Annotated in this window: 24 protein-coding genes and 2 tRNA genes; 12 read left to right on the top strand and 14 right to left on the bottom strand. The window is 55.8% G+C overall.

Going from position 1 to position 20171, the window contains the following annotated elements:
- Positions 1–74: 74 nt before the first annotated feature.
- On the top strand, positions 75–1424 hold the full coding sequence (locus tag ACYQ04_RS11645; protein WP_460129724.1) for a cyclic 2,3-diphosphoglycerate synthase: 1350 nt from the start codon (positions 75–77) through the stop codon (positions 1422–1424).
- A gap of 31 nt (positions 1425–1455) precedes the next feature.
- Positions 1456–1707 (top strand): hypothetical protein, encoded by a 252-nt coding sequence (locus ACYQ04_RS11640; protein ID WP_460129722.1) that lies wholly within the window; start codon positions 1456–1458, stop codon positions 1705–1707.
- A 206-nt stretch (positions 1708–1913) separates the two neighbouring features.
- On the opposite strand, the gene ACYQ04_RS11635 is transcribed toward ACYQ04_RS11640, so the two are convergent.
- Complete coding sequence (locus tag ACYQ04_RS11635; protein ID WP_460129721.1) at positions 1914–2324, bottom strand: secondary thiamine-phosphate synthase enzyme YjbQ; 411 nt, start codon at positions 2322–2324, stop codon at positions 1914–1916.
- On the bottom strand, positions 2321–3208 hold the full coding sequence (locus tag ACYQ04_RS11630; RefSeq protein WP_460129718.1) for a thiamine-phosphate synthase family protein: 888 nt from the start codon (positions 3206–3208) through the stop codon (positions 2321–2323). The genes ACYQ04_RS11635 and ACYQ04_RS11630 overlap by 4 nt, the downstream gene beginning before the upstream one ends.
- A 115-nt stretch (positions 3209–3323) precedes the next feature.
- On the opposite strand from ACYQ04_RS11630, the gene pyrB reads away from it, so the two are divergent.
- Positions 3324–4250: an aspartate carbamoyltransferase gene (pyrB, locus tag ACYQ04_RS11625; RefSeq protein WP_460129717.1), complete on the top strand. Its 927-nt coding sequence runs from the start codon at positions 3324–3326 to the stop codon at positions 4248–4250.
- 1 nt (position 4251) lies between these two features.
- Entirely contained in the window at positions 4252–4707 is a 456-nt protein-coding gene (pyrI, locus tag ACYQ04_RS11620) for an aspartate carbamoyltransferase regulatory subunit (RefSeq protein ID WP_099209260.1), read from the top strand.
- Positions 4708–4735: 28 nt separating this feature from the next.
- Here pyrI and ACYQ04_RS11615 read toward each other — a convergent pair whose 3' ends face one another.
- The 6 genes from ACYQ04_RS11615 to ACYQ04_RS11590 all read right to left on the bottom strand — a co-directional run bounded on the left by ACYQ04_RS11615 (position 4736) and on the right by ACYQ04_RS11590 (position 10599).
- A complete protein-coding gene (locus ACYQ04_RS11615; protein WP_460129716.1) occupies positions 4736–5359 on the bottom strand; it encodes an ECF transporter S component in 624 nt (207 codons plus the stop codon).
- Between the two features lie 68 nt (positions 5360–5427).
- Positions 5428–6039 (bottom strand): hypothetical protein, encoded by a 612-nt coding sequence (locus ACYQ04_RS11610; RefSeq protein WP_460129715.1) that lies wholly within the window; start codon positions 6037–6039, stop codon positions 5428–5430.
- A 60-nt stretch (positions 6040–6099) separates the two neighbouring features.
- Positions 6100–7005 (bottom strand): hypothetical protein, encoded by a 906-nt coding sequence (locus tag ACYQ04_RS11605; protein WP_460130225.1) that lies wholly within the window; start codon positions 7003–7005, stop codon positions 6100–6102.
- 56 nt (positions 7006–7061) lie between these two features.
- Positions 7062–8189, bottom strand: a complete 1128-nt coding sequence (locus ACYQ04_RS11600; RefSeq protein WP_460129714.1) for an ATP-NAD kinase family protein — start codon at positions 8187–8189, stop codon at positions 7062–7064.
- A gap of 4 nt (positions 8190–8193) precedes the next feature.
- On the bottom strand, positions 8194–9630 hold the full coding sequence (locus ACYQ04_RS11595) for a potassium channel family protein (RefSeq protein ID WP_460129712.1): 1437 nt from the start codon (positions 9628–9630) through the stop codon (positions 8194–8196).
- A gap of 24 nt (positions 9631–9654) precedes the next feature.
- Positions 9655–10599 (bottom strand): radical SAM protein, encoded by a 945-nt coding sequence (locus tag ACYQ04_RS11590; RefSeq protein ID WP_460129709.1) that lies wholly within the window; start codon positions 10597–10599, stop codon positions 9655–9657.
- A 93-nt stretch (positions 10600–10692) separates the two neighbouring features.
- Here ACYQ04_RS11590 and ACYQ04_RS11585 point away from each other — a divergent pair, with 93 nt between their 5' ends.
- Positions 10693–12336, top strand: coding sequence for a bifunctional aspartate transaminase/aspartate 4-decarboxylase (locus tag ACYQ04_RS11585; RefSeq protein WP_460129708.1), 1644 nt, complete (start codon positions 10693–10695; stop codon positions 12334–12336).
- 15 nt (positions 12337–12351) lie between these two features.
- Here the strand turns inward: ACYQ04_RS11585 and ACYQ04_RS11580 are convergent, their stop codons facing one another.
- Positions 12352–12594: a DUF4405 domain-containing protein gene (locus tag ACYQ04_RS11580; RefSeq protein ID WP_099209268.1), complete on the bottom strand. Its 243-nt coding sequence runs from the start codon at positions 12592–12594 to the stop codon at positions 12352–12354.
- Positions 12595–12597: 3 nt separating this feature from the next.
- Positions 12598–13389, bottom strand: a complete 792-nt coding sequence (locus ACYQ04_RS11575; protein ID WP_460129706.1) for a hypothetical protein — start codon at positions 13387–13389, stop codon at positions 12598–12600.
- A gap of 94 nt (positions 13390–13483) precedes the next feature.
- Here ACYQ04_RS11575 and ACYQ04_RS11570 point away from each other — a divergent pair.
- The 4 genes from ACYQ04_RS11570 to lplA all read left to right on the top strand — a co-directional run bounded on the left by ACYQ04_RS11570 (position 13484) and on the right by lplA (position 16093).
- Positions 13484–13561 (top strand) — tRNA-Ala (locus ACYQ04_RS11570).
- 46 nt (positions 13562–13607) lie between these two features.
- A complete protein-coding gene (locus tag ACYQ04_RS11565; protein WP_460129704.1) occupies positions 13608–14153 on the top strand; it encodes a hypothetical protein in 546 nt (181 codons plus the stop codon).
- A complete protein-coding gene (locus ACYQ04_RS11560) occupies positions 14146–15258 on the top strand; it encodes a M20 family metallopeptidase (RefSeq protein WP_460130223.1) in 1113 nt (370 codons plus the stop codon). Before ACYQ04_RS11565 ends, ACYQ04_RS11560 begins: the two co-directional genes overlap by 8 nt.
- 85 nt (positions 15259–15343) lie before the next feature.
- Positions 15344–16093 carry a lipoate-protein ligase large subunit gene (lplA, locus tag ACYQ04_RS11555; protein ID WP_460129702.1) on the top strand — a complete coding sequence of 250 codons (750 nt, stop codon included), beginning with the start codon at positions 15344–15346 and terminating at the stop codon, positions 16091–16093.
- A 6-nt stretch (positions 16094–16099) separates the two neighbouring features.
- On the opposite strand, the gene ACYQ04_RS11550 is transcribed toward lplA, so the two are convergent.
- Genes ACYQ04_RS11550 through ACYQ04_RS11540 form a run of 3 tightly spaced genes read right to left on the bottom strand, consistent with a single transcriptional unit; the run spans position 16100 to position 18440 of the window.
- Entirely contained in the window at positions 16100–16429 is a 330-nt protein-coding gene (locus ACYQ04_RS11550) for a HepT-like ribonuclease domain-containing protein (RefSeq protein ID WP_460129700.1), read from the bottom strand.
- Complete coding sequence (gene mntA, locus ACYQ04_RS11545; RefSeq protein ID WP_042690912.1) at positions 16426–16719, bottom strand: type VII toxin-antitoxin system antitoxin protein adenylyltransferase MntA; 294 nt, start codon at positions 16717–16719, stop codon at positions 16426–16428. Before mntA ends, ACYQ04_RS11550 begins: the two co-directional genes overlap by 4 nt.
- 44 nt (positions 16720–16763) lie before the next feature.
- Complete coding sequence (locus ACYQ04_RS11540; protein WP_460129698.1) at positions 16764–18440, bottom strand: ABC transporter ATP-binding protein; 1677 nt, start codon at positions 18438–18440, stop codon at positions 16764–16766.
- 277 nt (positions 18441–18717) lie between these two features.
- Between ACYQ04_RS11540 and ACYQ04_RS11535 the strand changes: the two genes are divergently transcribed.
- Together ACYQ04_RS11535 and ACYQ04_RS11530 are read left to right on the top strand one after the other, a co-directional pair.
- Entirely contained in the window at positions 18718–18885 is a 168-nt protein-coding gene (locus tag ACYQ04_RS11535) for a hypothetical protein (RefSeq protein WP_460129696.1), read from the top strand.
- Positions 18882–19112, top strand: coding sequence for a hypothetical protein (locus ACYQ04_RS11530; RefSeq protein WP_460129695.1), 231 nt, complete (start codon positions 18882–18884; stop codon positions 19110–19112). The genes ACYQ04_RS11535 and ACYQ04_RS11530 overlap by 4 nt, the downstream gene beginning before the upstream one ends.
- A gap of 25 nt (positions 19113–19137) precedes the next feature.
- Here the strand turns inward: ACYQ04_RS11530 and taw3 are convergent, their stop codons facing one another.
- Entirely contained in the window at positions 19138–19767 is a 630-nt protein-coding gene (gene taw3 / locus ACYQ04_RS11525) for a tRNA(Phe) 7-((3-amino-3-carboxypropyl)-4-demethylwyosine(37)-N(4))-methyltransferase Taw3 (protein WP_460129693.1), read from the bottom strand.
- 142 nt (positions 19768–19909) lie between these two features.
- Between taw3 and ACYQ04_RS11520 the strand changes: the two genes are divergently transcribed.
- Positions 19910–19986 (top strand) — tRNA-His (locus ACYQ04_RS11520).
- Positions 19987–20171 lie beyond the last annotated feature (185 nt).

The following is a 20171-nucleotide window of genomic DNA, read 5'->3' as shown; positions in this document are numbered from 1 at the left end:
TCACCAATAAACGAAAACCGTTATAAGTGTAAAGCTCAATACACCAACGAACGAAGTTTTAGAGGTGAACGAAAATGGCCGAGAAGAAAAAGAAGAGGGTTCTGATTCTCGGAGCGGCCGGAAGGGACTTCCACAACTTCAACACGTTCTTCAGGGACAACCCTGACTACGAGGTCGTGGCCTTCACCGCAACCCAGATTCCGGACATAGAGGGAAGGATTTACCCGCCCGAGCTCGCCGGCGAGCTCTACCCGAACGGCATTCCGATATGGAGCGAAGACGACATGGAGAAGATAATCAAGGAGCACAACATCGACATCGTTGTCTTCGCCTACTCGGACGTTCCCCACGAGCACGTCATGCACCTCGCGAGCAGGGCCCACTCAGCCGGCGCCGACTTCTGGCTCCTCGGCCCGAAGAGCACCATGCTCAAGAGCACCAAGCCCGTCGTTGCCGTTACTGCCATAAGAACCGGCTGTGGAAAGAGCCAGACCAGCAGAAAGGTCGCCCAGCTCCTCCAGGAGATGGGCTACAAGGTCGTTGCCATAAGGCACCCGATGCCCTACGGTGACCTGAGGAAGCAGGTCGTTCAGAGGTTCGCCACCTTCGAGGACCTCGACAAGTACGAGTGCACCATCGAGGAGCGCGAGGAGTACGAGCCGTACATTGAGCGCGGTATGGTTGTCTACGCGGGCGTTGACTACGAGAAGATTCTCCGCGAGGCCGAGAAAGAGGCCGACATAATCCTCTGGGACGGCGGAAACAACGACTTCCCGTTCTACGAGCCCGACCTCTGGATTACGGTCGTTGACCCGCACAGGCCCGGCCACGAGCTCAAGTACCACCCCGGTGAGACCAACTTCAGGGCCGCTGACGTCATAATCATCAACAAGATTGACACCGCCAACAGGGACGACATCCAGACCGTCCGCGAGAACATCGAGAAGATTAACCCGAACGCCACCGTCATTGAGGCGGCTTCGCCGATATTCGTCGACAACCCCGAGCTCATCAAGGGCAAGCGCGTTCTCGTCGTCGAGGACGGTCCAACCCTCACCCACGGCGGTATGAAGTACGGAGCCGGCTACGTCGCCGCCAAGAAGTTTGGAGCGAAGGAAATCATCGACCCGAGGCCCTACGCCGTCGGCTCAATCGTCGAGACCTACAAGAAGTACCCGCACCTTGACCTCATTCTGCCGGCCATGGGCTACGGCAAGAAGCAGATTAAGGAGCTTGAGGAGACCATCAACCGCGCTGACGCCGACGTCGTCATCATGGGTACCCCAGTTGACCTGCGCAGGTTCATGAACCTCAACAAGCCTGCCGTCCGCGTCAAGTACGAGCTCGAGGAAATCGGCCAGCCCAAGCTCAAGGACGTCCTCGAGAACTGGGTCAAGAACTGCGAGAAGCTCAAGAAGGAGTGAAGTTTTTAACCTCCACTCCTAATTTTTCTTCATGTTCGACGTGGTCATCGGAATCTGGGGTGTGATTTGGGTTCTCAACATCGTGGGCTTCGCGTGGGTCACCTACGACGTCATCAAGAAGCAGAAGCTTATGCCGGAATCAGAGAGGCTCGTCTGGATTTTCATGGCGTTTCTGTTCGGTTCGCTCATCGCCCTCGTCTACGCCATCTCAATTAAGCTGAGCGGGAAGTACGAGGAGGTCGAGCTCGAGGAGAACGAAAACAAAGAGGTCAAAGTGTGGTAGAAAGCCTTTTATGGTGAAAGGTCCAACCCAAATCGCCCGGGGAGCACCGCCGAAGGCGGAGTCAATGAACTCGGGCGGGTTATTACCCCCTTTCATGGTGTTTTTTAGGTTTCAATACATAACAGAAAGGGCTCTTTGTGATGATGTTATAGCCTCTGAGAAGTGCAAGTTCTCAAGATTTATAAAGGTATGAGAACTTCGGGTTCTCACTCTCCAACGACCTGCACGATAACGCGCCTGTGCCTCGGCCTCACATCGAGCTCGACGAAGAAAATCTGTTGCCACGTTCCGCGAACGAGCCGGCCGTCTATGACGGGGAAGCACTCGCTCGCGCCGAGAAGGGTCGCACGCAGGTGGCTGTGGGCGTTGTCGTCTATCCTGTCGTGGAGGTAGCCAGCGCCTTTTGGTATCAGCTCCCTCAGGGCGCGTTTGAAGTCCTCCAGAAGGCCCGACTCGTGCTCTATAGTGACTATCGCGCCGGTAGCGCCTGGAACGAAGACCAGAACGTGCCCGTTCTGGATTCCGCTCTCCTCGACGACCCTCTCCACCTCGGCCGTTATGTCCACGAGGTCAATCTCGCCCCTCGTTGAAAACCGGAGCTCCTTGCTGTAAATCATTTCATCACCCCCAACAGGGCTTTAACCTTCCCGACGACGTCGAGGGGATTCCTGCCGAAGATGTAGGTGAGTGGCTCAACGCCCTCCCCACCCCAGTCGAGGACGAAGTCAGGGGAATCGTTCTCAAACAGGCTCGCTATCCTTTCTATGGCATCTTCGTCACTCAGGCCGCCGGTCCTAACCTCTGCATAACGGAACGGCAGTTTCCGAATAGCCCTGGCCACGTTTTCATCAAGCCTGACGTTCATGACGCTCCGCACTTCCGGGGCCTTCCCTGAGACCGAGAGGATTAGGGAAGCGGTAAACTTACTCGCGCCGGGCTCCGGCGGAAGGGCGTAGGGCCTGCCCTTGACGAGGGTTATCCTGCCGGGAATCGCGATTACATCGGCGGGACTCTTCGCTCCTGGGGGCGCGTAGGCCAGGTTACTCCTGACCTCGGGGATGAGCTTTGGAAGCCCAGGCAACGAGAGGAGCTCGCGGAGGGCCAGCCTCATCTCCTCAACAGCAGATGAATGGGTTGGGGCAAAGAGAGACCTGCAGGTATCTTCGCTCACCCCAGCGTACTTGGCATAGTGTCTGCAGAGTTTACCGGAAGAGAAAAGCTCAAAGAGCCTCCTTGAGGTGAAGACTACAATCTCATCCTTCGCAGCACCCGTCAGGATTAGCCCGGCAATCTCCTCGGCTATCGTATCTAAGAGCACGGCAACTTCCTCGGGAGGACGCTTGTACGTCCCCCCAAGATACTTGCTCACCATCGCCTGAGTTATGCCAAGGTAGCTCGCTATCCTCGACTGCCTGAACCCCTCACGGTAGAGAATGCCCGCTATCCTCGCGCGCAGATAGGGCATGAGCTCTTCGGCGATGTAAACGCTCGGCGTCTTCATACCATCACCCTAAAACCGAGTTATTAAACCGCGGAGGATTTAAATCGTTATTGTCCACAAGTTGATGTCAAAAAAGGCTTAAAAACCCATCGGATTTTACACCGGAAGGGCTCTTATGGACTGGAAAGGAAGGGACGTTATAAGCGTTAGGGACTTCTCGAAAAGCGATATTGAGTTTGTTTTGAAGGTCGCCGAAAGGCTCGAGGAAGAACTCAGGGAGAAGGGCTCGCTCGAATACGCGCGCGGGAAGATACTCGCGACGCTGTTCTTCGAGCCTTCAACAAGAACAAGGCTGAGCTTCGAGAGCGCGATGCACAGACTCGGCGGTTCGGTTATAGGCTTCTCCTCGGCCTCGAGCACGAGCGTCAAGAAGGGTGAAAGCCTGGCCGACACGATAAGGACTGTCGAGCAGTACAGCGACGTTATAGTTATCAGGCACCCAATGGAGGGCGCCGCGCGGCTGGCTGCCGAAGTCGCAGAGGTTCCTGTCATCAACGCGGGCGATGGGAGCAATCAGCACCCGACTCAAACCCTCCTCGACCTCTACACGATAAAGCGCGCCTTCGGAAGGATTGACGGCCTCAAGATTGGCCTGCTCGGCGACCTCAAGTACGGAAGAACCGTCCACAGCCTCGCGGAGGCCTTAGCATTCTACGACGTCGAGCTCTATCTGATTTCACCCGAGCTCTTGAGGATGCCGAAGCACATCGTCGAGGAACTGAAGGAGAGGGGCGTTGAGGTCCACGAGACGACCGACCTCGAGGACGCGATTCCAGAGCTTGATGTCCTCTACGTGACGAGAATCCAGCGCGAACGCTTCCCTGACGAGGAGGAGTACCTGAAGGTCAAGGGTAGCTACCAGGTGAACTGCAAACTTTTGAAGAATGCCAAGGAAACGCTCAAGGTCATGCACCCGCTCCCGAGGGTGGACGAGATTCACCCCGAGGTTGACAAGAGCGAGCACGCGCTCTACTTCCGTCAGGTCTTCTCCGGCGTGCCGGTTAGAATGGCGCTTTTGGGCCTAACGCTGGGGGTGCTCTAAAATGCCCGAGCTGAAGGTTGAGGTAATCCCCGAGGGAACGGTAATAGACCACATTCCGGCAGGAAAATGGCTCAAGGTCATCGAAATCCTCGGCCTGACGAAGCCCAACGGTGGAACCCTCCTCATAGCCTCGAACGTTCCCAGCAAAAAGCTCGGCAGGAAAGACATCGTCAAGGTCGAAGGACGCTACCTGAGCGAGGAGGAAGTGAACAAGATTGCCCTCATCGCACCCAATGCGACGGTGAACATCGTCAGGGACTACAAGATAGTGGAGAAGTTCAAGGTCTCGATTCCGGACGAGATAGTTGGAATCCTCACCTGCCCGAACCCCAACTGCGTCAGCAACCACGAGTACGTAAAGCCACGCTTCAAGGTCGAGAGCAGGGACCCGCTAAAGCTCCGCTGCCACTACTGTGAGAGAACTATCGAGGGGGACGAGATACTGGGGAACCTTTGAATCCTTCTCTTTTTTCAAAAATTGAGAATCAAAAAGCGGTCTCCTCAATGTCATCACCTGGAACATCCTCAACACCAAGGTGAGGCAACCTTCTGAGAACGGGAACCGCAACCGCGAGACTCAAGAAGACGTCTATAACACTCTGAACCGCGTTTGGCAAACCGATTGCCACCCAAAACGGGACGTGGGTCCAGTTCTCAACGGCCTGGACAACCTTTTCCCTCGGAAGGCCAAGCCAGATGGGAAGAGCTACGTAGTAGTTGAGCAGAAGCATCAAGGGGACCCGTATAACCACGCCGACGATGTACGCGACAACGCCGAAGAGGAGCAACCTGCACGGGTTCCTGAAGTCCAGACCAACCGTTCTCCTCGCGAACTCAAGGCCCAGTATGACGGCGAAGGTTGCCGTTACCTTCATCATCGCCCCAAGCCAGCTCGCCGATGAAACCACGCTGAGGCCTATGAAGAGCAGACCGAGGGCGAAGAGGCTTCCCCAGAAGCCAAGGATGAAGTAAACGATTACTATCGGCACGGCGACGACGTCAATCTTCATGCCCCAGACAGTCGGGAAGTCTATTGGAGCAACGTCGAGGAGGAGCGCGAGGCCGAGCATTACGCCTGAAATTGCAATCTCCCTTGGGCCGAGTCTCATTCCTCACCACCGGCCCAAGTTTGTTCCAGAACTTTAAAATTTTTGTTCCAAAAAAGAGACAAAAAGAGTTAGGTTCCAGGACCCCCTCCCTCACCAGTCATCACGAGCACGGTAAAGTCGAAGTCAAACTTCCGGGTCAAAACTGAACCCGGAGACTGAGGCCAGATAATGTAGAAGCTCTCACTCCCGGTAACCTCTCCGGAGCTTACATTGTACACACTGACCTCGACTACTGGGAGCAGGAGGAGCGGCCTCACAACGGCAACGAACTCAATCTTCTTGTTGAGACCAAGGGAATGGCTTGGCCCCACGTCCTGGACGAAGTACACCCACATTGGACCAAATGAGGGGACGTTGTACTTTTTCAAACTCTCTGAGAGCGTTGGATAGTACGACAGGGGCTTGGAAGAGAGAATACAGGAGGAAGTCATGCAGAACTGCGAATCGGTTGGAGAGTGAATGTACAGGTATTTACCAACCAGCTGGGCACCCATGAAGGATGTTACAATTGATGCAAGAAGAAGCAATATTATAAGCTGTTTTAAGTGATAGTTCCCTTTTTGTATGTACGCGTTGTACTTCCAGAACCATGCTATGACCGCCACGAAGAAAGCAACGTAGTAAATCACGAAGAGCGTCCCAAACACAACCGGGGTGGTGGTGTGTGTATAATACACCATGTTTACTCACCAGTAAAAGTACGCGAGACCTTTAAAAAAGTTATTGAAGGGCTGAGATGTTCACCGAAGAACACCTTCGGGCAACTCGCCGTGGAGGACGTCAACGCTCTCCGGGCTCCTCGTTATCAGCGTTCCGGCCTTTTTGCCAACAAACTTCCTCGTCGGGCCCGGTGGAACACCGCTCGTCTCGTAAACGAGGGACTGGACGTCGGGGTCGTGGTAGAGGAGAAGCGTCGGGCCGGCTATGTTCAGAAGCGAGTCGAGGGCGTACTGGCTCGCAACAACGGTGACCCTGTGCTTTAACGGCCTCGTGAGCAAAGGCATTGCCGCGCTTCCAGCCGTTGTGTAGCCGAGAACGGCGCCGTCAACGAGGCCAACAACCGTCTCGCGCCTCTTCTCAAAGGCCGCCGCGAGGGTGAGGAACGCTATGCCGACGAGGGTTATGCTCCTGGTCTCGCCGAGGTTCACCCTAACGCTTCCCTCAAGCTTCGGTGGCTCGTCGCTGTACAGCGCCTCGTCGAGGGGAGTGTAGCTCTCGAGGATGACCTCCGAGTACTTCTCGTTCCTCTTGACCGCCTCGGGAACACTCGAAATCTTGCCGAGGAGCACGTCAACGTAGAGCCTGTCCGTTAAAGCCCTGTCGAGGCCGTACAGTGTTTGGACGATTGTGACTGCCGTGTACGGGTCGAAGTAGCCGGCCTTGTAGAGCTTTATCGGGTCGAGGCCGAGATTTGCACCGTCGCGAACCTCTATTACCTCGTCGAAGTCCCCCTCAACCTCTCCAGTGGTGTCGAAGACGACCGCCGAGTAGCCGAGCTTCCGGTACTCACCAATCACGTAGGAAAGGAACCTGACGGGGTAATCGTCCATCCCGAAGACCTTCAGCGTCCTGCCGTGGTAAACTGGGTCATAGAAGACGGGTTCCTCACCGTCGAGAACCTTAACCGCTATCCTGCTGTGTCTCATGAGAACCACCGGGGAAAATAGGAAGAGGTTCTATAAACGGCTTCCGGTTTAAACGCCTAAACGACTTTGACGAGCCTCTCCATCCAGGGACTCACGCGCACCCTAATGTAACCCCTGAACTTCCCGTCAACTTCGCGGTCGCCGGTGTAAACGCGAATCGGGCCGGTCAGCTTGTCCGGCGTCGCCACAACGATTACGTTCTCCTTCGGGAGTCTCCTGAGGACTTCGGCCGAGAACTGCTGGTTGCCCCTGCCAAAGAGGAAGTTTGCCCCGCCGATTACCGTGACGACGACCTTGGGATTCCTATCAGCAAACCGGAGCAGGTCCTTCTCAGTGGCGTCCTTGACGAGGAGTTTGGCCTCTCCGTCCCTTACCTCAACGACGTCAACGCCGAGGAGCGTCCCGTCTACCCCGAGCCTGTCCTTTATCCTCTTCACCGTCGAGCCCGAGCCGAGGAAATAAATCCCATCGCTCTCAAGGATTTCCTCCGCGACGGCCTCAGCTAAAGCTTCAAGCTCCTCGGCCTCGTCGGCCTTAATAGCTTCCTTGCTCCCCTGCACGAGGTTCTCAACGACCGGAACGAGGGCCTTTCCATAGGTCTTCGCCCTGACCTCGTCCCTCCTGAAAGCCTCTTCGTCGATGTCCCTCACTTCCCTCTCCTCAAGTTTGGCTTCCCCGCGCAGGAACCTAACGAGGACTTCAGCGGCATTCTCCGGCGAAACCGCAAAAACGCCGGAGTACATCTTGACCCCCGTCGGAATCCCTAGGATTGGAACCTTCCTATCGACCACACTAACGATGTCCCTCGCAGTCCCATCACCGCCGGCGAAGACTATGAGTTTAACTTTACCGGCCATCTCGCGGGCAAGCTTTTTTGTGTGCTCCGAGCTCGTGTCGGGAATTCTAACGCCGTTGACCTCGCGGTAGCGGAACTCGATGGGGATGACCTCAAAGCGAAGGCTGAACTCCCGAAGGTAGTCCTCACCGAGCGGGCCGGGGCCAGTGAGGAAAGTTATCGAGCGGGCCTCGGGGTAGTGGAAAAGCCCGCGCAGGAAGAGCCGGACAAGGTCCGGAGAAACCGGCCTGGCTCCCCGCCTGATGGCCTCCTCGACCACTCCGTCGGTGCCCTTGAGGGCCACCTTACCGCCCATTCCCGCTATCGGGTTCACTATCAGCCCTATCACGCTCTCACCTCATGTACTTCCTCGCGAACACCGTCAGGAAGACCGCCCACATGAACATTCCGAAGAGCGCCTCAACCGACGCTATGACCCTGCCGACTCCTATCGGGTGGTAGTCACCGTAGCCGAGGGTCGTCGCGGTCACTATGCTGAAGTACTCGTAGTCGAGGAAGCTCAGACTGTTGGAAAGCCCCTGAACGCTCCTCGTGACGAAGAACAGGACGGGAAACAGGACGTTGACGGCGAAAAGCCATATCATTATCGGCCTCTTCCAGTCGGTTCCGTACTTGCAGGTCAAGTCCGCGAAGAGCCACTCGAAGCCCACTTCAAAGCGGTCCACGAGCTTTTTAATGCCCTTCCGCCTCGCCCTCAGGCGCGCCTTCCTCCTGGCGACCATCTCAAGGTAGTAGTACTGGTCTGCCCTCTCGAAGTCCCCGCTACGCTCCCAACTCGTCCTCGCGAGGCGGTAGAAGACCTCCTCCGCGTAGGGGTTGTTGAAACGACAGTCCTCGATTATCATGAAGCCCTCAACGGTGAGTTCAAGGGGCAGGCTCGGGAGGACCGTCATAATCCACGTTGAATCCACGTTGACCTGGCTCTTCCGGATTATCAGGTTGCTGTGGACGAAGACGTGAACGAACTCTGGGCTCTTCAGGTGGCTCCACTTGACCTCAACGTGGCCGAAGACGTCAAGGTTCTCTAGAACGAGGTTTCCGGAGAACCCCGCGATTGAAAGCCTGACCTGCCGCTTGAACCTCGGCGCAGTGTCGAAGGAAACGTCGCGGATGACGAGTGAGCGAACCTTTACCGTCCTCCTGCCGGCCTCCGAAACGTTGACCCCATGCTCCTCGAGGATTTTCCTCAGAAGGGGATAGCGGGAGTTTATCCCGATTCTCCTAACGTCACGGAGGTTTGAAAGCTCGATTAAGCCCTTGGCACTCTTCCCCCCGTAGGTTTCCTCCTCTCTCTCGCCTACGTACTGGGTCGAGTTCAACATAAGGTACTTGACGCTTGAATCTCTGATTGAGATGTTGCTGGAGAAGTCCACGCGGAGCACGTTGAGACCAAAAACCGTCGAGTCCTTGACGAGGATAACCTCAACCTTCGACTGGAAAAGAATGACCCTGTCCACGGTCGAGTTCAGCAGAACGAGACCCTTGAAGTTCGAATCCTCTATGACAAGGCTCTTGATTTGGGAGTTCTTGAAGACTAAAATCCTCTCGCTCCGGTAGTCCTTAATCGTAACGTCGTAGAGGTAGACGCCCTCGAAGTAACTCTGGCCGACCTTGAGCCTCCGCTTGAACGTCTCGGCCTTCAGCTCTTTTATGCCCTCGCCCAGTAGGGACTCGCCCTCGTCGTAGGGAATATGGAGGAGGCAGTACTTCGACCCCTCAACGGGCTTCAGGCGACATTTTTTGCCGTTTTCGTAGACGTACTCGCACATCGTTCCGAGTTCTGAGGGGGACTATTAAGGTTTTCTGCTCTTCAAAGCCCTCATGTAGAAAGCCTCGCCCCGGTAGTTCAGCCTTATCAGCTTCCCCTCCTCCAGAAGTTCCTCGACCATGCCCCAGTCGGCGTTGTTCTTCCTTAGAAGCTCCCTCAGCGCTTCCTCGCGCATCGGGTGAACGGCGGTGATTGATAGAATGTCCTCGACGACGTTTCCGGTGCTCGCGAAGGCGTTGCCCTCGTAGCCGATGAGGTACTCAACCCTCTCGCCGAGGCGCTCGCTGAAGAGCTGGTAGGCGAGGTTTATCGTTTCCTCCTTAGCGGGCTCAACCCACTTCTCCGCCGGTGGCCTCGTGGGGACGGCTATGTAGGCCTTATCCGGTTTAAGCTCCGCGAGGAAGTCTGCTATCCGCTCGAGCTCATCGCCGTAGTCGATGTTAATGAGCATCGTCTCTGTTACAAGCGTTCCATCGAAGTCGTCCCTAAAGGCCAGCATGCCGTCAAGGATTCTCTCGAGCGAGAGACTCTTGTGGGGCCTGTCTATCCTCCGCCAGAGGGGCTCGCTCACTGCATCGAGCTTGAGCGAGACGAAGTCGAAGGCCGAGAGGTCCTCCCTCACGTCGTCGCGCCAGATGAGGGAAGAATTCGTCAGTATCGCGAGCGGGACCTCGAGTTCCCTCAGAAGCTCGACCTCGAGGCCGAGGTTTATGTCAAGCGTCGGCTCGCCGTCCGGAACGAAGGTGATGTAGTCAATCCTCTCGCCCTTCCCTCTCGCTTCCTCAACCTTCTTCGAGACCTCTTCGAAGAGGAACTCCGGCTCGTAGAAGGGCTTCCTCTCGATTTCCATCCTCAGAGTTCTGCCTATCTGGCAGTAGGCGCAGGCATAGGAGCAGACCTTGTCGGGTATGTTGTTGACTCCAAGGCTTCTACCGAGCCTCCTCGATGGGACGGGACCGAAGGCGAGCATAACACCACCGAATTAGGTTGGCCTAAGGGCGTATAAGGTTTGCCCAACCCTTTTATATTCCCTGGGAGAATTACAACGGATGAGGTGTCAAGAATGAACCCCGTGAAGGAAAAAGACGACCTCGAATCGGTTCTGAAGAACCTGAAGAAGCTCGAGGAGCTCAGCCCCTTCGAGTTCAAGGAACTCCTGATAAGGCTCGCCAAGAGGAAATCCGAGAGAATGATGCTCAACGCGGGCAGGGGAAACCCGAACTTCCTCGCCCTTGTTCCGCGCTACGCCTATTTGCAGCTCGGAAAGTTCGCGCTGAGCGAGGCCGAGCGACACTTCGGCTACATGGGCGACCTCATAGGAGGCCACAGTGACAGGGAGGGAATCGAAGCGCGCTTTGAGATATTCGTCAGGAACCACTGGAACGAGAGGGGAACCGCTTTCCTGAACTCGGCCGTCAGCTACGTTAGGGATTATCTCGGCTTCTCCGCCGGGGACTTCCTGCACGAGATGGTCCAGGGCTACCTCGGTTGCGACTATCCCTCACCGCCGAGGATGCTTCCCCTCGCTGAGAAGATAGTCGCGAGGTACCTCATGAAGGAGATGGGTGCAGGTTACGACCTCGGCTACTCGCTCGTTGACGAGACCCAGCTCTTCGCGGTCGAGGGCGGAACGGGGGCGATGGCGTACCTCTTCGAGTCCCTGAACGCAAATCACATTCTCAACCCGGGCGACAAGATAGCGATAGCGGTTCCGATATTCAGCCCCTACCTCGAGATTCCGAAGCTCGACACCTACAGGCTGGAGATAATCGAGGTCAGGGCGAAGGAAGAGCTCGGCTACCAGATACCCGACGAGGAACTCGAGAAACTCCGCGACCCGGAGATAAAGGCCTTCTTCCTCGTGAACCCGGGCAACCCCACCTCGGTGAAGCTCGAGGATGGGGTTCTCGAAAAGCTCAGGGAGATAGTTGAGGAAGATAGAAACGACCTCATAATCATCACCGACGACGTCTACGCAACCTTCGCTGACGACTTCAAGTCAGTCTACACAGTTCTGCCTCACAACACGGTACTCGTCTACTCGTTCTCCAAGTACTTCGGCGCGACCGGCTGGCGCCTCGGCGTGGTGGCACTTCACGAGGACAACGTCGTTGACAGGCTCATAAGGGAACTGCCCGAGGAAATCCAGAAGGAACTTGAGAGGCGCTACGCCCCGATAACGCCGAACGTCAGGGAGCTGAAGTTCATAGACCGCCTTGTGGCAGACAGCAGGAACGTCGCTCTGAGGCATACGGCGGGCCTTTCAACGCCCCAGCAGGTCCAGATGGTCCTGTTTGCGCTCTACGCCCTCATGGACGAGCAGGAGAAGTATAAGAACGCGGTGAAGCACGTGCTCAGGAGGCGCTACCGGGCGCTCTACCGGGGTCTCGGCCTCGAACCCGAGGAGAACCCGAACCTCACCTACTACTACACCCTCCTCGACACGGAGAAGCTCGCGGAGAGGCTCTACGGTAGGGAGTTCGCCGAGTGGTTCATCAGGACCCTGCCGATAGAGGAGTTCATCGTCCGCCTCGCCCTCGATGCGGGCGTTGTTTTACTGCCGGGCAGGGGCTTCGAGGTGCTCCACCCGTCGGCGAGGGTCTCGCTGGCGAACCTCAGGGAGATAGACTACATAAAGATAGGCCAGACGATAAGAAAGCTCATAGACGAGTACTACGAGAAGTTCAAAGAATCGAAAGGGGAGTGACCCTTTTCCTTTTCTTCACGACCTCAGCCTTCTGAAGTAGCTCTTGAGGGCGCTCCAGTTGAGGGCTATGTGGACTATCGAGAGGCCGAAGAAGGCGAAGCCAAAGTAGATGTGCAGTGTGTCGGCGGTCGAGACCGGCAGTGGGTGGCCGAGCTTTGCCGTCAGCGGGCCGATGAGGAGTATCGTGCCCGTTATTCCCGTGATTAGCCAGAGGGCGAAGAGCAACAGCGAGACGCACATTCTAAGGTTGCACTTCATAGCTCACCCCTTCCTGTAGGTTTTCCCGTCTATGACTATGACGTCGGCCTTGAGCGACCCGTCCTCCTCGCTGGCGAGTATCGTCACCCTCTCACCGGGCTTCAGCAGGGCGAGCATGTCACGCCAGGTGAGGCTCTCGTTGTTCGGCCCGGTCCAGCGTCCGCGTATCTCTATCGTGTAGTTCTCCACGACGACGGCCCTGAGAGCAGTGTCAACGGCCTTTATCACGCCGGTGACGTTCACGGAAGTCGTGTTCAGAACCTCCTCCGGCGAGGGGGCGCTCTGGTTGAGCTCGGTGCCGTTGGGGGTTCCTATGTAGAACTCCACTGTGACCCTCTCCTCGGTTCCGTAGGGACAGCCGGTGCCGTAGTGGAAGACCACATCGATGCTCCCGTTGCCGAGGACCTTCACCGTGTACTGCTTGAAGGCAGTGTATGCGTCCTTCAGCTCGGTCTTGGTCTCGCTCACGACCTCGACGTTAACAGGGTTCTCGGTCGTTATCTTCCAGTCGGAGTACTGGCAGGGCTGGGCGTGCTTGAACTTGACGGTGACGTTAAGCGTTACGAGCGTTCCGGGCTTCTCGACGTAGGCCTGGCCGGGGACAACGTAAAGAATGTCGTCACCCTGATGCGACGTGGCGAATCCAACGTAGTATACCCCGTTGACTGGCCCCGAGGGAGGTGACGGAAGCGGTGTTGAACCGGTGTCGATTCTCTCGTTGGCGTAGTTCACCGCAAACGGGAGTGCCGTGAAAAGGATGCAGAGGATTATGGAAAGGGCTATCTTCCGTTCCATAACATGAAATACATATGCAAAAAATTTAAACTTTTCGGGGATGGGAAATACCAAAACTTTTTAAAACCCTGCCCCACCCAGTATAAACGGGAGTGGGCCGGTAGCTCAGCCTGGTACGAGCGCCGCCCTCGCAAGGCGGAGGCCGCGGGTTCAAATCCCGCCCGGTCCACCAGCAAAACGTTTTTACGCCCCTTTTCCAACACATCCCAGGTGGTTGGATGGCTCCCCTCGGGGGCTTCTTTGAGGAGTGGGACGAGGGTGCGTTCCTCGAGGCCGTTTCAAAGCTTCCGCCCAAGGAGGTTCTCAGCTATTTAATTGAGGTATCAAAACGCGTTCTGGCAGTTTATGCACGAATGAGGGACTCCCTCCCCAAAGGATACGGATGGATGAGGTTCTCAGAGTTCGTGGAAACCAAAGGGAAACAGGTAGAAAAGCTGTGCAAAATCGCCCTGAGACTGTTTCCCGAGGCATTATCCTCGGAGGCCAATGTAGAAAAGCTGGAGTTCTCCGTAAAAACCGTCGGGGATTATGTAGAGGTTCTGAGGGAGACGATAAGGCTTGAAGAACTTCAGCTCAGGGCTTGCAGATACCTCGAAGGGCACGTCGAAAATCAGGATATGAAAGCCATCCTCTCAGACTTGGCGGAGGAAATAGAATTAAACATTCGAAAACTTGAGGAAGAACTTGAAAGGGTCGAAAAGTTCGAGAGAAAGGCCAAGTTCTCCGAGTTCGTGAGGGAGTTGGTCGGTGATAGGGATGGATGAGGTCGAGCTCCTGAAAAAGCTTGTCTCGATAGAATCCCCCTTCGGGAAGGAAGAAGGGATTTCCAAGTTTATAACCTCGCTCCTTGAGGAAAACGGTTTCAGCGTGGAAAGGATTCCCGTGGAAGGATTCGGCGACGACGTTCTCGCCAGGCTTCCTGGAAAGGGACCAACGGTTGTCCTGAACGGCCACATGGACACGGTTCACCTCTCCCCAGGCTGGAGCAGGAACCCGTGGGGCGAAGTTGACGGGGACCGTCTCTACGGCCTTGGAAGCGCCGATATGAAGGCCGGCCTTGCGGTCCTCCTGAGCCTCTTCATCGAGATGGGGGAGCTCCCAAAACGCGAGAGGCCCAGTCTGATATTTACGGCCGTCAGCGATGAGGAGGGGTTCTCCAGGGGAACATGGAAGCTGATAGAGAGCGGCAAGCTCAGGGACGCCGACATAGTGCTCATTGCGGAACCTACGAACGAGAGACTCATGCTGGGGGCAAGGGGACGTTTCGTCATAAAAATCAGCGCAAAAGGGAGGAAGGCCCACGCAGCGAGACCACAGAATGGTATCAATGCAATTGAAGAGCTGGCAAAGGTTGTCTCGAACCTCGGCAGAATACGGCTTAGAAAACACCTAAAACTCGGGAAGGGCTCCTACTGTACGCTGTCGTTCAGGGGAGAGGCCGACGGTCTGAGCGTTCCCGACCGCGCGGAGGCCATCGTGGACAGACACACGGTTGTTGACGAGAACTGGACCAAGGTGCGGGAGGAGATTGAAAGGCTCGCCAAGAAGCTTGGAGTAACCGCGGAGATTAGAGTAGAGAGGTACCCCCGCCCAACGCCGGAGATGCTGCCGTACGCGGTCAGGGAGAACCTGCGGGAGGTCAAACTCTTCAAGCGGGCCATGAAGGAGATGGGCGTGGAGCCTAGGGTCACGTACGGGAAGAGCGTCGGCGATTTCAACTACTTCGCCAACTACCTAAGAAGAACAACGCTCGTCTTCGGACCGACGGGGGGCAACTGGCACGGAAGCAACGAATGGGTCAGCCTCAGCTCGGTGAGAAGGGTGAAGGAGGTGTACAGGGAGTTTCTAAAGGGTTTAGCTCAGTGGTGACCGCTCTCATCACCCCTCAGGAGGGCTTGGGCGTCATCATCGCTGGGCTTAAAAACTCACCCGACCTTTTAACGTTGGTGATGGCATGAGGTTCATCCCGCTCATCGTCGCCAAACCGGAGGTTCAGATGGCGATAGACGAGGCGATAATGATTGCCAGAATCGAGGGAAGGGTTCCCGACACGGTAAGGCTCTACGCCTTCTCGCCGAGTTCTGTAACGATAGGTCGCTTCCAGAGCGTCGTCCACGACGTCAACCTTGATGAAGCCAGAAGGCTCGGCATCCCGGTCGTGCGCAGGATAACCGGCGGGGGGAGCGTTTTCCACGACGAGTTCGGCGAGATAACCTATTCAGTCATCGTTGGTGAAGACCTCCACCCGGCTTTGAGGAACGTTGAGACGAGCTACCGCTATCTGGCGGGCCCGCTTGTGGACGCTTTAGAGAGCCTTGGGCTTAACGCGGGCTTCTCCGGCCTCAACGACATCGTCGCCAACGGGAAGAAGATAAGCGGCTCCGCTCAAACGAGGAGGAAGGGGGTAATCCTTCAGCACGGAACGTTCATGTACGCGACGCGCGTTGAAATCCTCGGAAAAGTCCTGAGGGCTTCCAAGGCGAAGCTCGCTGACAAGGGCGTTTCGAGCATCTGGGAGCGCGTTACGACCCTGGAGCGCGAGGGAATAAAGCTGAACCGCTGGGAGGCCTACGAGCTGTTGAGGGAGCACTTTTTCAACGCCTTCGAGCTAGAGGAGGGCGAGCTGACGGATTACGAGCTTGAGCTGACTGAGGAGCTCATTGAGAAGCGCTACGGAAATCCAGAGTGGAACGAGATGAGATAAGACACGCTAAAGGAGCCCCTCAAAAATCTCTCTCAACCGAGGGATGTCCTCTTTAATTGTTCTCCACACAACTCGGAGGTCAACGCCAAAATACGCGTGGATGAGTTTGTCCCGCATTCGTGCCATCTCCCGCCAAGGCACTTCAGGGTGCAGTTCTTTAAATTCGGACGGAATTGCTTTTGATGCCTCTCCAATAACTTCCAACGCACGGATAACGGCAAACTGAGTCTTTTTATCACGTTGGAACTCTTCAAAGGACATTCCCCCAGTAAACTCTTCAATGAGGGTTATCGCTTCTACAATGTCGTTGAGGTAATCCTCGTGGGTTCTCTTCATACGTAAACGACCTCCCTGCCCACACCTTCGGCAATCTTTGGTTTGAGGGCGGATTTCAGGACGAGGTCTACCCTAATCCCGAGGAGGCTCTCGAGGTACTCCTCAAGCTCGATGAACTTCAAAAGGGACGGCACCTCGTAGAAATCCACGAGTATATCCACGTCGCTCGCTTCGGTTGCCTCCCCCCGCACGTATGACCCGAATATGCCGATTTCACGAACGCCGAAGCGCTCCTCAAGCTCCCGCTTGTGGGCCCTCAGGATTTCCTCAATCTCCTTCAATGTCCTCATGGTTGAGAGTCTGAATTAAGGAGGGATAAAGTTTACGGGGGAAGTCAGCCGCTCGCCCCTTTCTCCTGCTCCCTGAAGAGCTCGCGGTAGCGCGGACAGTCCTCGAACAGCTCCCCGTGAGTTCCCCTGCAGACGATTCTCCCGTTATCGAGGACCCATATCTCCTCCATTCCGCGGACAGTCGAGAGCCTGTGGGAGATGACGATTAACGTCATATCCCTCTCCATCAGCCGCTCTAAAATCCTCGCCTCCCTTTCGGAGTCCATGCCCGACGTCGCCTCGTCGAGTATCAGAATCCTCGGGTCCCGCGCAAGGGCCCTCGCGAGGCCAATCCTCTGCCTCTGCCCCAGCGAGAGGTTCTTACCCCCTTCTTCAATCCGGTAATCAAGGTCGAACTCCTCAAGTTCAACGGCCCTCAGGAGTTCCCTCAACCTCCCGTCCGGGATTTCCCTGCCGAGGGCCAGGTTCTCGCGCAGAGTTCCCGTGAAGAGGTAGGGGTGGGAAGGAACGTAGATGAGCGAATCACCGAGAAGGGCTAAAGGAGGACAGCCCCCGACGCTCACTTTTCCCTTGGTCGGCTCGATGATTCCCGCCATAATCAGTGCGAGCGTCGTCTTTCCGACTCCGGAGGCACCGACGATGCCAACCTTTCCGCCCTCCGGAATTCTCCCGCTTATCCCGTTGAGAACCTTTGAATCCCCATAGGACAGGGAAACATCTTTCAGCTCGATATCGTAGGATTTCGGTGAGCAGGAGGGCTTTTCAAGCTTTGGCGTTTCCCTTTCAATGACGTCCCATATCCTCTCAATTATCCTCTCAATGATTGGAACGGCGCGGTGGTAGCTACTCCAGAGGAAGGCAAAGCGCTCAACCGGGTAGTAGACCCTTCCGAGGTAGGAAAAGACGGCCACGGTGGAGGAGAGCGTCGCCATGCCGTTCTTGACGAGAACAACTCCAGAGAGGAGGACTAAGAGCGGGAGAATCGTTGAGAGGTAAGATTGAAGGCCGTAGTTGGCCGAACTGTAAAAAGCAACCCTCTTCGATGCCTCGACCCACTCGTCGAGCTTCTTCGAGACCCCCTCCACGAGGTAGCCGAAGGCGTTCAGCGTTTTTGCATCGAGCCTGCCGTCGAGTCCCTCCTTGAAATACTCTACCGTCTCTGCGTAGCGCTTCCTCTCCTCGGCAGAGGCCGTTTTGAGCCCGTGCACAAAGGCCCTCAGCGAGAAGCCGTAAACCGGCAGGGTGAGGAGAGTTATGGCACCGAGGTAGAAGTTCAGCCTGAAGACGACGATGACCGAAACGATGAGCGAGAAGGCTTCGATAACCACAGCCGGAATTAGAGACATGCCCATCCGACCGACTATCTCCGTGTCGGACTGAATGCGCGAGAGTGCATCCCCCGTGTCGAGGTTTTCGGAGAGGAGCGTTGAGATGAAGAGCTTCCGTTTGAGCCACGCGGCCGCCTTAGTCTCGGCGAAGTTACTCATGAAACCGCCGTAGAGGTAAACGATTGTCGAAGCCGTGTAGAGAAGGACGATTATCCCGATGTAGCCGAGAATCTCCCGTGTGCTCAGATTTTCAAGGTTTGCCAGTAGGTCCCGTAGATAGAAGGGCACCATCGCCGAGAGGAGAGTCGAGAGCGCCCCGAGAATTATCAGAAGAACAGTGTAACGCTTGTGCGCAAGCCCGATTTGGAGAACCCTGCGGACGTTCTCGTTCACATGGAGCACCTCCAAACATTGAGTACAGATTTTTGTAGTACAATTTTCTGTACTCAACTGGCGTTGTTTGTATATAAAAATTTACCGGTTTACCGACATAAAGGCTCACCGTCAAACAAGAGACGCCGGCTTCGCCTTGGCCTTCCTTCTCGGCTATAGCCCGTGTATCCGGGTCTATGGTCGAGTTCTTGGTCGGCTACGTGGTCGGATTGGCAGTTCTCCCCTGGCTGGCGTTAGGGTTTTATACTTAGGCGAGAACAAGAAGCGAGGGAGCTTTATGGGAGCGACTAAGAGCGAGATTGTGGTTGAGGTTCCCAAAGGAATGAGCGTTAGCGAGATTCGTAAGATGGTGAGGGAGATTGTCCTCGGACACCTCCGTGAGAAGGGTGCGAGCGAGGAGGAGCTGAAAAAGGTGAGGGTTAGAGTGGAGGTGCTTGAGAAGTGAGGGTTAGGGTCAAGGTGTATGGTGGCTCGATTCCGGAGCGGGTTCTTGCGAGGGAGTTAAAGCGTGCGCTTGAGATTAAGAAGACGGCGAGCGAGTTGTATGAACTTCTATCGGAGGAGGAGCTCGATGAAATCAGAAGGGAAGTCTCAAAGAGGAGGGTCTCGTTCAGGGACTTCGGGGATATTGATACGCTGGGGATAGATTTCAAAAGAGAGACTCAGCCTTAAGAGAAGTGCCAAAACTCCCAAAGTTCTAAATTACTGGTTCTATCCCTAACTCCTCCGCCAGCTCGTAGAACAGCTCGTCCTTGCCAAGCTCCTCGTGGAGTTTTTCGAAGTTCTTCATCAGTCTCGGAAGCCTGCCCTTCGAGCGCCTCAGCATCGAGTTGCCGATTTCGAGGGCGAAGCGCAGGTACTCGTCGGTGGCCATTATCCTCCCGTCCCTGCCGAGTGGGGCAGTTAGATACTCGGTGGCGTTTATCTCGACGAGGTAGCGGCTGGAGATTACCTTGAAGGTCGTGTACTTGAAACCGCTGGCGAGGCCGAGCTCGTGGAGCCTCTTCGCTTTCTCAAGGTCCTCAGCGACGACGTGAAAAATTGGGGGCTGGCTTTTGAGGAATATCAGTCCCTCCTTGGCATTCTCAAGGGCCTTCTTGGCCTCGGGAAACGTCATCTCGCGATGAACCTTAATCAGCCACCTGCTCAGGGGCTTGGCGCCCAAAGCTGGCTCCTCGATGATTCCAATCCTGCCGGAGCAAGAGCTCGTCGTGTAGATTCCTTTGATAGAGTTGATGAGCAGGAGGAGGTCTATTATGTCCTCGTCAACCTTGCCCTCTCTCATCGCCGTGAAGAGACTGACCAGCGCTTCCCGCTTTGCCTTCATTCCTTAGCCCCCGGTGAGGTTTTCAATCGGTGTTAAACTGCACGCGCGCCCTAATCTCGGGTGAAGGCGAGATTTACCACCTCTGCTCCCGCCATCTGACGAAAACTTTATAAAGCTAACCCAAAAGCTTAAGCTGGACGTGGCCGGGGTGGTGTAGCCTGGTCAGCACAGGGGACTGTGGATCCCCTAGCCCGGGTTCAAATCCCGGCCCCGGCCCCATAACAGCCCTTGCTTCGCAAGCGCTGGCGGAGAAACTTTTCTGGTGAAAAGTTTCATCAAAGTGGGCATGCTTTTTGAATGGTTTGTTTTCATGAGGGTTTACTCCCAACTCGCCATTCGCAAGCGTGTTTTCACCTTTAGCGCCCTTCGGGCGCGTTACAAGTTAAACATCTTTCCCAAGAGCC

The sequence above is a fragment of the Thermococcus prieurii genome (assembly GCF_054657655.1).
The sequence above is the reverse complement of the archived record's forward strand: the minus strand, read 5'-3'. Positions and strand labels throughout refer to the sequence as shown.

Coding starts and splice junctions, on each gene's coding strand:
- ACYQ04_RS11645 (WP_460129724.1), top strand. CDS start 75: ATGGCCGAGAAGAAAAAGAAGAGGGTTCTGATTCTCGGAGCGGCCGGA.
- ACYQ04_RS11640 (WP_460129722.1), top strand. CDS start 1,456: ATGTTCGACGTGGTCATCGGAATCTGGGGTGTGATTTGGGTTCTCAAC.
- ACYQ04_RS11635 (WP_460129721.1), bottom strand. CDS start 2,324: ATGATTTACAGCAAGGAGCTCCGGTTTTCAACGAGGGGCGAGATTGAC.
- ACYQ04_RS11630 (WP_460129718.1), bottom strand. CDS start 3,208: ATGAAGACGCCGAGCGTTTACATCGCCGAAGAGCTCATGCCCTATCTG.
- pyrB (WP_460129717.1), top strand. CDS start 3,324: ATGGACTGGAAAGGAAGGGACGTTATAAGCGTTAGGGACTTCTCGAAA.
- pyrI (WP_099209260.1), top strand. CDS start 4,252: ATGCCCGAGCTGAAGGTTGAGGTAATCCCCGAGGGAACGGTAATAGAC.
- ACYQ04_RS11615 (WP_460129716.1), bottom strand. CDS start 5,359: ATGAGACTCGGCCCAAGGGAGATTGCAATTTCAGGCGTAATGCTCGGC.
- ACYQ04_RS11610 (WP_460129715.1), bottom strand. CDS start 6,039: ATGGTGTATTATACACACACCACCACCCCGGTTGTGTTTGGGACGCTC.
- ACYQ04_RS11605 (WP_460130225.1), bottom strand. CDS start 7,005: ATGAGACACAGCAGGATAGCGGTTAAGGTTCTCGACGGTGAGGAACCC.
- ACYQ04_RS11595 (WP_460129712.1), bottom strand. CDS start 9,630: ATGTGCGAGTACGTCTACGAAAACGGCAAAAAATGTCGCCTGAAGCCC.
- ACYQ04_RS11590 (WP_460129709.1), bottom strand. CDS start 10,599: ATGCTCGCCTTCGGTCCCGTCCCATCGAGGAGGCTCGGTAGAAGCCTT.
- ACYQ04_RS11585 (WP_460129708.1), top strand. CDS start 10,693: ATGAACCCCGTGAAGGAAAAAGACGACCTCGAATCGGTTCTGAAGAAC.
- ACYQ04_RS11580 (WP_099209268.1), bottom strand. CDS start 12,594: ATGAAGTGCAACCTTAGAATGTGCGTCTCGCTGTTGCTCTTCGCCCTC.
- ACYQ04_RS11575 (WP_460129706.1), bottom strand. CDS start 13,389: ATGGAACGGAAGATAGCCCTTTCCATAATCCTCTGCATCCTTTTCACG.
- ACYQ04_RS11565 (WP_460129704.1), top strand. CDS start 13,608: ATGGCTCCCCTCGGGGGCTTCTTTGAGGAGTGGGACGAGGGTGCGTTC.
- ACYQ04_RS11560 (WP_460130223.1), top strand. CDS start 14,146: ATGGATGAGGTCGAGCTCCTGAAAAAGCTTGTCTCGATAGAATCCCCC.
- lplA (WP_460129702.1), top strand. CDS start 15,344: ATGAGGTTCATCCCGCTCATCGTCGCCAAACCGGAGGTTCAGATGGCG.
- ACYQ04_RS11550 (WP_460129700.1), bottom strand. CDS start 16,429: ATGAAGAGAACCCACGAGGATTACCTCAACGACATTGTAGAAGCGATA.
- mntA (WP_042690912.1), bottom strand. CDS start 16,719: ATGAGGACATTGAAGGAGATTGAGGAAATCCTGAGGGCCCACAAGCGG.
- ACYQ04_RS11535 (WP_460129696.1), top strand. CDS start 18,718: ATGGGAGCGACTAAGAGCGAGATTGTGGTTGAGGTTCCCAAAGGAATG.
- taw3 (WP_460129693.1), bottom strand. CDS start 19,767: ATGAAGGCAAAGCGGGAAGCGCTGGTCAGTCTCTTCACGGCGATGAGA.